Source organism: Paradesertivirga mongoliensis (assembly GCF_024436395.1).
Taxonomy (GTDB): Bacteria; Bacteroidota; Bacteroidia; order Sphingobacteriales; family Sphingobacteriaceae; genus Paradesertivirga; species Paradesertivirga mongoliensis.
In genome coordinates, this window is record NZ_JAFMZO010000001.1 from 1,108,505 (window position 1) to 1,121,096 (window position 12,592).

General features: G+C 42.9%; 9 protein-coding genes. 7 read left to right on the plus strand and 2 right to left on the minus strand.

Going from position 1 to position 12,592, the window contains the following annotated elements:
* Window positions 1-3: 3 nt before the first annotated feature.
* The 7 genes from J3P43_RS04560 (at window position 4) to J3P43_RS04590 (ending at window position 10,550) form a co-directional block, all read left to right on the plus strand.
* Window positions 4-1,908, plus strand: a complete 1,905-nt coding sequence (locus tag J3P43_RS04560) for a glycoside hydrolase family 88/105 protein (protein ID WP_255899607.1) — start codon at window positions 4-6, stop codon at window positions 1,906-1,908.
* Window positions 1,908-3,005 carry a pectate lyase gene (pelA, locus tag J3P43_RS04565; RefSeq protein WP_255899609.1) on the plus strand — a complete coding sequence of 366 codons (1,098 nt, stop codon included), beginning with the start codon at window positions 1,908-1,910 and terminating at the stop codon, window positions 3,003-3,005. Before J3P43_RS04560 ends, pelA begins: the two co-directional genes overlap by 1 nt.
* A gap of 90 nt (window positions 3,006-3,095) precedes the next feature.
* Entirely contained in the window at window positions 3,096-4,748 is a 1,653-nt protein-coding gene (locus tag J3P43_RS04570; protein ID WP_255899612.1) for a UxaA family hydrolase, read from the plus strand.
* 50 nt (window positions 4,749-4,798) lie between these two features.
* Entirely contained in the window at window positions 4,799-6,199 is a 1,401-nt protein-coding gene (gene uxaC / locus J3P43_RS04575) for a glucuronate isomerase (protein WP_255899615.1), read from the plus strand.
* 126 nt (window positions 6,200-6,325) lie between these two features.
* Window positions 6,326-7,345 (plus strand): sugar kinase, encoded by a 1,020-nt coding sequence (locus J3P43_RS04580; RefSeq protein WP_255899617.1) that lies wholly within the window; start codon window positions 6,326-6,328, stop codon window positions 7,343-7,345.
* Window positions 7,346-7,518: 173 nt separating this feature from the next.
* The gene (locus J3P43_RS04585) at window positions 7,519-8,964 is read left to right on the plus strand and encodes a tagaturonate reductase (protein ID WP_255899619.1); all 1,446 of its coding nucleotides are present in this window, start codon (window positions 7,519-7,521) and stop codon (window positions 8,962-8,964) included.
* A 95-nt stretch (window positions 8,965-9,059) separates the two neighbouring features.
* On the plus strand, window positions 9,060-10,550 hold the full coding sequence (locus tag J3P43_RS04590; protein ID WP_255899622.1) for a UxaA family hydrolase: 1,491 nt from the start codon (window positions 9,060-9,062) through the stop codon (window positions 10,548-10,550).
* 315 nt (window positions 10,551-10,865) lie between these two features.
* Here J3P43_RS04590 and J3P43_RS04595 read toward each other — a convergent pair whose 3' ends face one another.
* Together J3P43_RS04595 and J3P43_RS04600 are read right to left on the minus strand one after the other, a co-directional pair.
* The gene (locus tag J3P43_RS04595) at window positions 10,866-11,315 is read right to left on the minus strand and encodes a NanQ anomerase/TabA/YiaL family protein (RefSeq protein WP_255899625.1); all 450 of its coding nucleotides are present in this window, start codon (window positions 11,313-11,315) and stop codon (window positions 10,866-10,868) included.
* 90 nt (window positions 11,316-11,405) lie between these two features.
* The gene (locus J3P43_RS04600) at window positions 11,406-12,431 is read right to left on the minus strand and encodes a sugar kinase (RefSeq protein WP_255899628.1); all 1,026 of its coding nucleotides are present in this window, start codon (window positions 12,429-12,431) and stop codon (window positions 11,406-11,408) included.
* Between the last annotated feature and the right edge of the window lie 161 nt (window positions 12,432-12,592).

Genomic DNA, 12,592 nt, shown 5'->3' on the forward strand with positions numbered 1-12,592 from the left:
ATAATGAAAAGAACTTATTCAATATTCGTTTTATTATCACTTTTAAGCTTTCAGTCCATCTCACAAACTAAGCCCGTTTCCGAACGTATGGCTGCTACCGTTATGGATATTTGGGCAGATTCTCTTTGGACGGGCCGCCCCTTTAAGTGGACATACGACCAGGGAACCATACTCGAAGGGATCTCGGCAATCTGGCACCGTACCGGCGATGGAAAATACTTTAACTACATCAAGAAAAGTATGGACCATTTTGTACAGCCCGATGGAACGATCAGAACTTACTCCAGTGATAGCTATAACATAGACAATATTAAAAATGGCCGCGCCTTGATCTTGCTATACAAAGTAACGGGTCAGGAGAAATACCTTAAGGCTGTTCAGTCATTGCGTCAGCAGTTGAGTACCCATCCGCGTACTGCCGAAGGTGGGTTCTGGCATAAAAAAGTTTATCCGCATCAGATGTGGCTTGACGGATTGTATATGGGCCAGCCTTTTTATGCCGAATATTCAGCTATGGCCCACGACTGGTCGGCGTTTAACGATATCGCTACCCAGTTTATCCTGATGGAAAGAAACTCCCTCGATCCTAAAACAGGGCTTCTTTATCACGGTTATGACGAATCCAGGGAACAAAGATGGGCCGATCCGGTAACGGGCCGTTCACCTCATTTCTGGGGTCGGGCAATGGGCTGGTACGGAATGGGACTTGTAGACGCTCTTGAATATTTCCCGGCCAACCACCCCAAGCGCGATTCTGTGATCGCCATATTGAACCGTTTTGCAAAAGCAGTTCAAAGTGTTCAGGATCCCAAATCAGGCGTTTGGTACGACATCCTCAATATGCCAACAGGTAAGGGGAATTATTTAGAATCTTCTGCTTCCGGAATGTTCGTGTATGCTTTGGCGAAAGGTGTGCGTCTGGGTTTTCTTCCCGAAAACTATATGAACGTCGCGAAAACCGGATATAATGGGATGCTGAAAGAATTTGTTGAAACAGTAAATGCCGACAAAGTAAATCTGACTAAAACGGTGAGTGTGTCTGGTTTGGGTGGCAATCCTTATCGGGATGGTAGTTATGAATACTATTTGAGAGAAAAGGTTATCACCAACGACCCTAAAGGAGTTGGAGCATTTATGATGGCTGCCAATGAAATGGATCTGGCTGCACTATCCAAAACCGGCAAAGGAAAGGTAGTAACTCTTGATACCTACTTCAACAACGAGATCCGTAAGGATGTACTTGGAAAAAATTATAAATACCACTATACCTGGGATGACGCAGCTAACAGCGGATTTCGGGTACTTGGTAACCTGTTTAACTATGCGGGGGCAAAAACCAATACCTCAGCTGTTGCGCCTACAGCTGCGAATCTGAAAAACTCTGACGTTTATATTATTGTTGATCCGGATACTGAAAAGGAAACTGCAAAGCCAAATTTTGCCACTGCGAAGGATGCCGACGAACTTTATAAATGGGTAAATGACGGTGGTGTGCTGGTGTTGATGACCAATGACTATACTAATGCAGAGCTGGTGAAATTTAATACCATTGCCAATCGCTTCGGGATCCATTTTAATCAAGACATGATTAATGCGGTTAAGAACGATGCTTATGAGACAGGAGCTTTCGTTATTCCTGCAAAGCACCCTATATTTAAAACCTCTAAGAAAGTTTATATCAAAGAAATCAGCACTCTGAAGCTTTCTCCGCCGGCCAGGCCTGCCTTCACGTCAGGTAAAAATGTGGTTATGGCTACCGCGAAAGTTGGTAAAGGAACTGTATTTGCAGTTGGCGACCCATGGTTATATAATGAATACGTTGATGGCCGCAAATTGCCGGCACAATATGAAAATTTTAAGGCCGCAAACGACTTGGTGAACTGGTTACTTGCTCAATCAACAAATTAATGAAAACTAAATTAGGTTTGGCAGTTCTTCTGATTGCACTGACAGGTGCAGCAGGCCATTTGAATGCACAGGAAAAAGACAATGTAAAGCCTGGAGAAGGGAAGAGCTCACAGGCTGGTCAGGAGCTTATAGCGAAAAACATGCTTGCCTATCAACGCAGCAGTGGCGGCTGGCCAAAGCACATCAATAATGTTAAAGTAGACTACACCAGGAAGCTGTCGGCTGGTGATGAAGCCGCTGTAAAAGACGATGCTTCCCGAAATGATGCTACCATCGATAATGGAGCTACGGTTAAAGAAGTTCGCTTTTTGGCAGAACAATATAAACTCAGCGGAAACAAGGCTTATTTAGACGCCGCGGAAAAAGGAATTTCCTACCTTTTAAAAGCCCAGTACAATAACGGCGGCTGGCCTCAATTCTTTCCCGATACCAGCGGATACAGAAAGCATATTACTTACAATGATAATGCGATGATCAATGTCCTGAATCTTCTAAATGATGTAAGTGCTGGTGCGGGAGCTTTATCCGCTGTTGATAAAACTTTGTCGGCAGCATCCAAGATCGCTGTTGAAAAAGGCATAGAATGTATTTTGAACACTCAGGTAAAGGTTGGTGGAAAGTTAACAGCCTGGTGCGCCCAGCACGATAAGAATACTCTGCTTCCCGCCAAGGCAAGAAGTTATGAATTAGTATCCTTAAGCGGCAGTGAGTCTGTAGGAATTCTTCAGTTCCTATTGAGTCAGCCCAATCCTTCGGAAAGGATGAAAGCTGCTATAACAGCTGGAGTAAATTGGTTAAATGCTGTTCAAATTAAGGGCATTAAATATGAGGTTGTACCCGATGCTACGAAGGCGAGGGGGTACGACAGACTTCTGGTTAAAGATCCGTCAAGCGTGATATGGGCGAGGTTTTATGAGGTAGATACCAACGAACCTTTTATATGCGGTCGCGATGGAGTTAAGATAAAAGACCTGAAGGATTTGGAGTATGAGCGGCGGGCCGGCTATGCCTGGTATGGAACTTGGGCGAAAAGTCTTTTAGATAAATACCCTGCCTGGGCAGCTTTAAATGTTATAAATTCCACGCCAGCTAAATAATAATAAATAAGTTTGCGACATATTTAACCTTAGGCAGAAGAATTAAGTACAGTCGAATCTTAGCCTGCCTGTTGTCATATCCACTATAAAATGAAACAACGAGTTTTAAAAGTACACCCTCAGGATAATGTGTTAGTCGCTTTGACTGACTTAGAACGTGGAGAGGTTATAACTTTTGAAGACAAGGAATATCTATTGCAAGACAGAGTTCCTGCCAAGCATAAATTTTCTACCGGGGCTCTTGAGCCCGGCGACGAGGTTACCATGTACGGGGTTTTAGTCGGGAAAGCGCAGTCTGCGATTCCTCAGGGTGGATTGATATCTACAGCTAATCTGGTACATGCAGCCAACGACTTCAGCATCGGCGAGCGAAAAGCCGAGTGGAATGCCCCCGATGTTTCAAAATATAAATCAAAAACATTTTATGGCTTTCATCGTCCCGATGGAAGTGTAGGAACGGCAAACTATTGGCTGGTTGTCCCCATGGTTTTCTGCGAAAATCGCAACCTGGAAGTTCTTGAAGAGGCGCTGGTTAAACAGTTAGGTTACGGCCGAAATGAAACCTACGCTAATCAGGCCAAACAACTGATCAATTTGTATAAGTCAGGATCGGATGTAGACAGCATTCTAAACAGCCAGCTTTCGGAAGTTGACTACGTTTCCAAATCAGAGCGGCTATTCCCTAATGTTGATGGCGTGAAATTCCTTAAACATGCCGGTGGCTGTGGCGGTACGCGTCAGGATGCTATTGCTTTATGCGGACTTTTGGCCGGATACGTTACACATCCAAATGTGGCCGGTGCAACCATCATGAGTTTGGGATGTCAGCATGCTCAGGTCGACATTTTAAATGAAGAGATAAGGAAACGTGATCCAAATTTCAGCAAACCGCTGTATGTTCTCGAACAGCAAAATATTGGTTCGGAGTCGGAGATGCTGAGCTTAGCCATCAAGCAAACCTTTGCGGGATTGGTGCAAGCCAATCAAATAGAACGCCGGCCAGCGCCATTAAGTAAGTTATGTGTTGGGTTAGAGTGCGGTGCGTCCGATGGCTTTTCGGGTATTTCTGCGAACCCTGCAATGGGCTATACGTCAGATTTGCTGGTTGCCCTGGGCGCCTCAGTTATCCTGGCAGAGTTCCCTGAACTTTGCGGCGTAGAACAGAACATAAGCGACCGCTGCGTCACTACTGAAAGTGCCGAGCGCTTTTCGCAGTTAATGAAAATTTACGCGCAGCGAGCGGAAGAAGCCGGTTCAGGTTTTGACATGAACCCTTCTCCCGGAAATATTAAAGATGGCTTGATTACTGACGCCATTAAGTCGGCAGGTGCTGCTAAAAAGGCCGGAACATCTCCGGTTGTTGAAATTCTCGATTATCCCGAAAAGGTAACTAAGCCGGGTTTAAACTTGTTGTGCACACCAGGAAATGATGTCGAATCGACTACAGCCGAGGTGGCATCCGGCGCTAACATTGTTTTGTTCAGCACGGGCTTGGGCACACCTACCGGTAACCCGGTAGCACCTGTTGTGAAAATAGCTACTAATTCACCTCTTTATAAAAAAATGAATGATATCATTGATTTGAACACTGGGACAATTATAGAAGGTGATGAAACCATTGAGCAGGCCGGTGAACGTATTCTCGACTATATTATTCGGGTGGCCAGCGGCGAGGTTGAAGTTAGTGCGGTAAGGCACGGACAAGACGATTTTATTCCCTGGAAACGAGGGGTATCATTATAGTTTAAAATTTAAAAACGTAATATCGCTTTCGCGATGAAAGCACTTTAGTTATGAAGAAATTTTTAGATCAGGATTTTCTACTGAATACAGAAACAGCGAAGCAACTTTATCATGACTTTGCTAAGGACATGCCTATTATCGACTATCACAATCATTTGATACCCGATCAGATAGCGAATGACATTAATTTCGAGAATCTAACCCAGGTTTGGCTTTACGGCGATCATTACAAATGGCGCGCCATGAGAACCAACGGTATTGATGAAGCCTATATCACCGGCAATAAAAGTGATTATGAGAAGTTTGAAAAATGGGCAGAAACTGTGCCCTACACTTTGCGTAATCCGCTTTACCACTGGACTCACCTGGAGCTTCAAAGGTACTTCGACGTTCATGGGGTTTTAGACGGCAAGTCGGCCAGAAGAATTTATGAAGAATGTACCGCAAAGCTTCAAACCAAAGAGTATTCGGTTCAGGGCTTGCTTAGAATGCGGAAGGTTGAAGCAGTTTGTACTACTGATGATCCTATTGATTCGTTAGAGTGGCACCAAAAATTAGCTAAGGATGGCAGCGATATAACAGTTCGTCCTGCATTTCGTCCCGATAAGGCAATGGCTGCGGATGATGTAGCCGGGTTGAATGCCTACATTGCTAAGTTAGAAGCGGTTACAGATATATCCGTCGGCGATTACGATACCTATCTTTTAGCAATTAAAAAGCGCCATGATTACTTCGCGGCCAATGGTTGTTCGATATCGGACCATGGTTTAGAGCAAATTTATGCTGAAGACTATACAGATGAGGAGATAAAGGCGATTTTTTCTAAAATTCGTGCTAATCAGGCGATCACTTACCAGGAGGTTTTGAAGTTTAAATCAGCTATGCTTTTCCAGTTTGCCATCTGGGATCATGAAAAAGGATGGGTTCAGCAGTATCACCTTGGCGCATTACGCAACAATAATACACGTATGTTAACTCAGCTTGGTCCGGATACGGGCTGGGATTCCATAGGCGATTTTAGCCAGGCCAGACAGATCTCTAAATTTCTGAATAAGCTTGATACTGAAGACAAGTTGGCTAAAACGATCCTATACAATTTAAATCCGGCTGATAACGAATTGATGGCTACAATGATCGGAAACTTTAATGATGGTTCTGTTGCCGGAAAAGTGCAATGGGGTTCTGGCTGGTGGTTCCTTGACCAGAAAGACGGGATGATTAAGCAAATGAATGCACTTTCTAACATGGGCTTATTGAGCCGTTTTGTAGGAATGCTAACAGATTCACGCAGCTTCCTGTCTTTTCCCCGTCATGAGTATTTCAGAAGGATTCTGTGTAATTTGTTTGGTGATGATATCGAGAACGGAGAAATTCCAAATGATATCGAGTGGGCTGGAAAAGTAGTGAAGGACATCTGTTACTATAACGCCAAGAATTATTTCACGCTGTAGAAGTGTTGCCGGTAGAACTTTCCAAAAGTTCTAAACTTTTGGAAAGTTGCGCATCCGGTTTAACGTTCGCAAGTTGAGCTTTAAAAAAACTTAACAGGCCGCCACTGCAGCCATTAATATTGAATTGTGATAACTAAAGTTTTGTGTTTCGGAGAGCTGCTGTTACGTGTCTCTCCAGCACCCAATGACGAAGCAGAAAAGAACCCTTTCCTCCTGTATATGGGAGGAGCAGAGGCTAATACTGCTACGGCCCTGGCAGGTTGGAATGTGCCGGTTAAATACTGCACGGTTTTGCCTGACAACTTTATGTCTGATTATATTATTGATTATTTAGAATACAGGGGAATTTATACGTCCTCAATAGTGAGATCGGGCAGCAGGGTAGGTGTTTACTACCTTAACCGCGGTGCCGATTTGAAAAGCAGCGTAGTTTATGATCGGGACCGCTCGTCGTTTTCGGAGTTAAAGCGGGGGATGATCGACTGGGACAAGGTTCTGCGCGACGTATCCTGGTTCAACTTTACGGCTATTAGTCCTGCGCTGAATGAAAACGTGGCAGATGTATGCCTTGAAGCACTGGAAGCAGCGTCGCGAAAAAATATTACTATTTCTGTTGATTTAAATTACCGTTCGCGGTTATGGAAATACGGCAAAGCCCCAATTGAAGTAATGCCTGCCCTGGTAGAGCATTGCGATCTGGTGATGGGAAATATCTGGTCTGCTAACAGTCTTTTAGGAACTTCGATTGATGATAATATTCACGAGAAGGGGACGAAAGAAGCATACCTGGAACAGGCCAGAGCAACGTCGCTCGAGATAATGAAGAAGTTTCCAAAGTGCAAGTCGGTGGCAAACACTTTTCGTTTCGACAACGATCAGCAGAACTTGTTGTATTATACCAGTTTGTTTACCGATGGGAAGCAGCTAAACTCGCAGGAGTTTAGAACAAAGGGTGTGATTGACAGATCTGGGAGCGGTGATTGTTTTATGGCCGGACTGATCTACGGATTTTATAATAAGCACAACACGCAAGATATTGTTGACTATGCTACAGCTGCTGCTTTTGGAAAATTGCAGGAGCAGGGCGATGCAACCGAACAAGATGTGTTTGGGGTGACCAAGCTTAGGACGGAAAACAGAAAGTAGGCCGATTGGTGGAATCCAGCCAAGGGCTGAACTTTCCAAAAGTTCTAAACTTTTGGAAAGTTGTGGGTTCGCCCGCGTGAGGGATTGAAGCAGTTAGCCCGGTTCGCCAGTTGGCGGAGTGCTCCTGGTTATAGATTTTGAATTTTAACTTTTGAATTTTTAAATATTATACAATGCTATTAAACAAAACCACGTACACAGGATACAAAGAGCGTCCTGAAAAAATTCTTCAGTTTGGTGAAGGTAATTTCCTTAGGGCTTTTGTTGACTGGATGTTCCACGAGTTAAATAAAAGCGGAAAATTCGACGGCTCTGTGGTGGCGGTACAGCCTATTGCTAATGGTATGGCCAACATGCTCAACGATCAGGATGGATTGTACACCTTGTACTTGCGCGGATTGAAAAACGGAAAGCCGGAAAGCACGCACGAAACTATTGATGTGATTAGCCGTGCGATTAATCCATATGAAGACTTTGACGCCTATTTGAAGACTGCCGAGCAGCCTGAAATGCGCTATATAATATCGAACACCACCGAAGCAGGTATCGCTTACGATGATGCAGACGTAGCAACCGCAACGCCGCCAAATTCCTATCCGGCTAAACTTGCTGTTTGGTTAAACCACAGATATAAAACCTTTAACGGCGACGCTTCGAAAGGTGTGCATATCATTCCCTGCGAGCTTATTGAAAAGAACGCAGATAATTTAAAGCGTATTGTACTTCAAATTGCTGATACATGGGCTTTGGGCGACGGTTTTGTGAACTGGTTAAATTCTGCATGTACCTTTAGTAATACATTGGTTGACCGCATTGTTCCCGGGTACCCGAGAGAGCGTATCGCAGAAATTACTGAAGAGCTTGGTTATGAAGATAAGCAGGTGGTAGAAGGCGAGCACTTCCATTTATGGGTAATTGAGGCTCCGGAATCGCTTCAGCAGGAATTGCCTTTTCCTTCCATCGGACTAGACGTTAAATACGTGACGGACATGACCCCTTACCGTACACGTAAAGTTAGAATCCTGAACGGTGCACATACTACTTTGGTTCCTGTTGCATACTTATATGGCTTGGATACCGTTAGAGAATCAGTAGAGCATCCGGTAGTAGGTAAGTTTATTAAGGATGCAATTTTTGAAGAGATCATTCCAACCTTAGACCTGTCAAAAGAAGAATTGGAGCAGTTTGCAAACGATGTAATTGATCGTTTCAGAAATCCTTATATCAAACATTTGCTGATGAGTATTTCATTAAACTCGTGGTCTAAGTTTGAAACAAGGGTATTGCCTTCGCTTCTTGAATATAAAAACAGACACGGCGCCGTTCCGCAAAAGCTATCATTTGCTCTTGCTGCAACTATCGCTTTTTACAGAGGAAAACGCGGCGAGGAAGCAATTTCTTTAAATGATGATGCCGTTCTTTTAGAATTGTTAAAAAATGCATGGTCGAGATACGATGGCAGCGACGAGTCTTTAGAGTCGGTTGTTGTTGAAGTACTGGGCTTTGAGAAGAATTGGAAAATGGACCTGAACAAAGTGGAGGGCTTAACTGCAGCTGTTACTAAGCATTTGCAAAGCATTGTAAACAGCGGGATGGAAAAAGCCATTGAAACTGTTTAAATAGTAACACTTTTAAGACAGAATTCAGCGTCAATTATCTTATTTTTGTAGGGTAAACTACTGATTTACTGTTGGTAAGAAATATATGAGATACAATGAAAGAGTTTATTAAAATACATTCGCGCGATAATGTGATCATTGCACTAAAAGATTTTAGTGTAGGTGATGTGATTGAAGTTGAGGGCAAGCGCATTATCGTGTTAAACGATATTGAAAAGGGGCACAAAATAGCTACTGAAGAGATCGCTAATGGAACCGATATTATAAAATACGGTTATCCTATAGGTCATGCTACTGCCGATATTAAAATGGGCGAGCATGTTCACGTGCAAAATGTGAGAACTAATCTAAAGGATGTATTTGATTATAACTATAATCCGAACTTGATTGAGCAGCTTCCTCATCCAAACCGAAATCTTACGTTTAACGGCTATCGCCGTAAAAACGGAGATGTGGGTATTCGCAACGAAATCTGGATTGTTCCGACAGTAGGTTGTGTAAACGGTATTGCCGAGCAGATTATCCGTGAGTTTAAGATGGAAGAAAACCCAACTGACATTGACGGTATTGAGGTGTTTAAGCATAGTTATGGATGTTCGCAACTAGGTGATGATCATGAAAGTACTCGTTTAATCCTTGGCGACATTGCCCTGCACCCCAATGCCGGTGGTGTTTTAGTTCTGGGTTTAGGATGTGAGAATAACAAGATCGACGAGTTTATGATCTCCTTAGGAGATTACGATAAAAGCCGGATCAAGTTTCTTTCCAGCCAGAGTACTTCTGACGAGGTGGAGGATTCAAAAGCATTATTAAAAGAAATATACGAGCAAATTCGTCAGGATAAACGTGAGCCTATTCCGGTTTCTGAACTTCGGGTTGGCTTAAAATGTGGTGGATCTGACGGTTTATCCGGTATTACAGCTAACCCTTTGGTGGGCTATTTTTCTGACTGGTTAATCAGCCAGGGAGGAACGACTATTCTTACTGAGGTTCCTGAGATGTTCGGTGCTGAGCAAATTTTGATGGATCGTTGTGTGAACCCAGAAGTTTTTGACAAGACCGTTCACCTGATCAATGACTTTAAACAATACTTTATAGATCAGAAGCAACCAATTTACGAAAACCCGTCTCCGGGAAATAAAGCAGGCGGTATTTCCACCTTGGAGGACAAGTCGTTGGGCTGTACTCAAAAAGGTGGTATTGCTAATGTAGTCGACGTATTAAAATATGGCGAGCGTTTACACAAAAAGGGGTTGAATTTATTATCTTCTCCGGGTAACGATTTGGTTGCTACCACAGCTTTAGGTGCATCTGGCTGTCATATCGTATTATTTACCACTGGTCGCGGAACACCGTTTGGAAGTTTTATTCCAACTTTAAAAATTGCGACTAATTCTGAGCTGGCTACCAAAAAGCCTCATTGGATTGACTACAATGCAGGCCCATTAGCGGAAGACAAAACTTTCGACGAGGCTTTAGAAGAATTTGTAGATAAAATTTTAAGAGTAGCCAATGGCGAGAAAGCGCATCATGAAAAAAATGGCTTCCGTGAGATTGCGATTTTCAAGACTGGGGTGACTTTGTAAAGAAATTAAATATCATTTTAAAAGGAGTATCATGAAAGTGGTGCTCCTTTTTTTGTAACGTAAGTTTTGGGCCTACTAGGCTGAAGAGCGCAAGATGGGAAAGCTTACTGCCTTCGCGTCTTTGTAGCATAGAGTAAAGTTGCCACAAAGGCTCTAAGGCGCAAAGAAGGAAAACTTCGTGCCCTGACGTCTTTGTATACAAAATAAATAGCCGCCGACACTCTACGAGCGGAGAGCTCCCGCCTTGGTAGCCAAAAAAGGAAAAGGGATACACCCTCAAGCATATCCCTTTTCCAACTGAGAAAGCAATTTTTCTTATATCTTCACCTTCACCACTAACTTCTTGATCACTCCATCCCCAATCATCGGTGCGTGCACATCCTCAGGGAAGAAAATTCCGAATTGATTATCAGTTAACTGGAAGTACATATCAGGCGTTTCATTATAAAAAGTTACGTCTTTTTCAGGATTATACTCCGCTCTAAAGTTCTGACATTTGGAAATGGGTTTCCAGCCAATAGTTTCTGTTCCGCTAATGCAGAGCTGAATATCAATGGCTTTTTGATGGCACTCAAATTTCTCAAGCGATTCGGCAGCTGTTTTACCACCTTTCGTGCTCATAATAGCCTTCAACCCGTCCTGGATTTGGTAATTTCCATCTTCAAGGGTGGTCAGGTCCTGATTGCTTATCCACTCAAACGCTGCAGAGAAAAGCGGGTTCAGGCTATTGTATTTTGCTGAGTTTTCTAATGAATCTATTATCATGGTTATATTTTAATTAGTTAAACAAAAAATCCGTCTTACCAAGCAGTAAGACGGATAAGCTCTATACTTCCCCCTTCAGGGGGTAGGTGGTTATCTTTGCACCCTGCCAGAAGCATCACCTTTCATCAAGGTTGCAACTTCAGAAAGTGTAGCATGGTTTAAATCACCAGGAATGGTGTGTTTCAATGCCGAAGCCGCAACACCAAATTCAGCAGCGTCTGCCATAGACATGCCGGTAACTAAGCCATGAATTAAGCCTGATGCGAATGAATCTCCAGAACCAACACGATCCACGATACGTACTTCGTATTGTTTTGTGTGGTAGAACTCATTGCCATCATAAACCAAAGCAGACCATCCGTTATCTGATGCGCTGTGGCTCTCACGTAAAGTAGAGGCAATGAATTTAAAGCCGAATTTTTCCTTCATTTGTTTGAATACAGATTTGTATCCGTCAAGGTTTAATTCGCCTTTAGTAATATCAGTACCTTCAGATTTAAAACCTAAAGTAGTTTCAGCATCTTCTTCGTTACCGATACAAACATCAACATATTTACAAAGCTCAGTCATTACCGATTGTGCTTTTTCTTTGCTCCAAAGTTTTTTACGGTAGTTAAGGTCGATACTGGTAGTGATACCTTTCGCTTTAGCCGCTTTTAATGCATCTAAAGTTAAAGCAGCAGCTTTGTCGCTCAATGCAGGAGTAATACCAGTTGTATGGAACCAATCTGCACCTTCAAAAATAGCATCCCAATCAAATTCAGAAGCATCAACTTCAGAGATAGCAGCATCCGCACGGTCATAAATTACTTGAGAAGCTCTGGCAGAAGCACCAGTTTCAAGGAAATAAATGCCTAATCTTTTTCCACCGCGAGCCACATATTGTGTATCTACACCATAGCGGCGTAAGTGATTAATTGCAGCCTGTCCGATAGCATTATCAGGAACTTTGGAAACAAATACTCCGTTAGAACCATAATTAGTTACAGCTACAGCAACGTTTGCTTCACCACCGCCATAAGTTACATCAAAGCTATCGCTTTGTACAAAACGCTCGAATCCCGGAGTCGACAAACGCAACATGATTTCTCCAAGGGTTACTACTTTTTTAGACATAGTGTATAATATAATTTTTTAAAGAGGTTGATAATTTCAAATTATGAAAGGCCAAAAATACACTTATTTAGAAGAGTGTAAGTATAATTCTACCAATAATTTGCGATAAATTGCCGGGAACGATTGCGTAAAATTATTCAGACACCAATTTCTATCTTCGT

What these genes read in the sequence shown, in the direction of transcription:
- J3P43_RS04560 (WP_255899607.1), top strand. Translation starts at nt 4, where the DNA reads ATGAAAAGAACTTATTCAATATTCGTTTTATTATCACTTTTAAGCTTT.
- pelA (WP_255899609.1), top strand. Translation starts at nt 1,908, where the DNA reads ATGAAAACTAAATTAGGTTTGGCAGTTCTTCTGATTGCACTGACAGGT.
- J3P43_RS04570 (WP_255899612.1), top strand. Translation starts at nt 3,096, where the DNA reads ATGAAACAACGAGTTTTAAAAGTACACCCTCAGGATAATGTGTTAGTC.
- uxaC (WP_255899615.1), top strand. Translation starts at nt 4,799, where the DNA reads ATGAAGAAATTTTTAGATCAGGATTTTCTACTGAATACAGAAACAGCG.
- J3P43_RS04585 (WP_255899619.1), top strand. Translation starts at nt 7,519, where the DNA reads ATGCTATTAAACAAAACCACGTACACAGGATACAAAGAGCGTCCTGAA.
- J3P43_RS04590 (WP_255899622.1), top strand. Translation starts at nt 9,060, where the DNA reads ATGAAAGAGTTTATTAAAATACATTCGCGCGATAATGTGATCATTGCA.
- J3P43_RS04595 (WP_255899625.1), bottom strand. Translation starts at nt 11,315, where the DNA reads ATGATAATAGATTCATTAGAAAACTCAGCAAAATACAATAGCCTGAAC.
- J3P43_RS04600 (WP_255899628.1), bottom strand. Translation starts at nt 12,431, where the DNA reads ATGTCTAAAAAAGTAGTAACCCTTGGAGAAATCATGTTGCGTTTGTCG.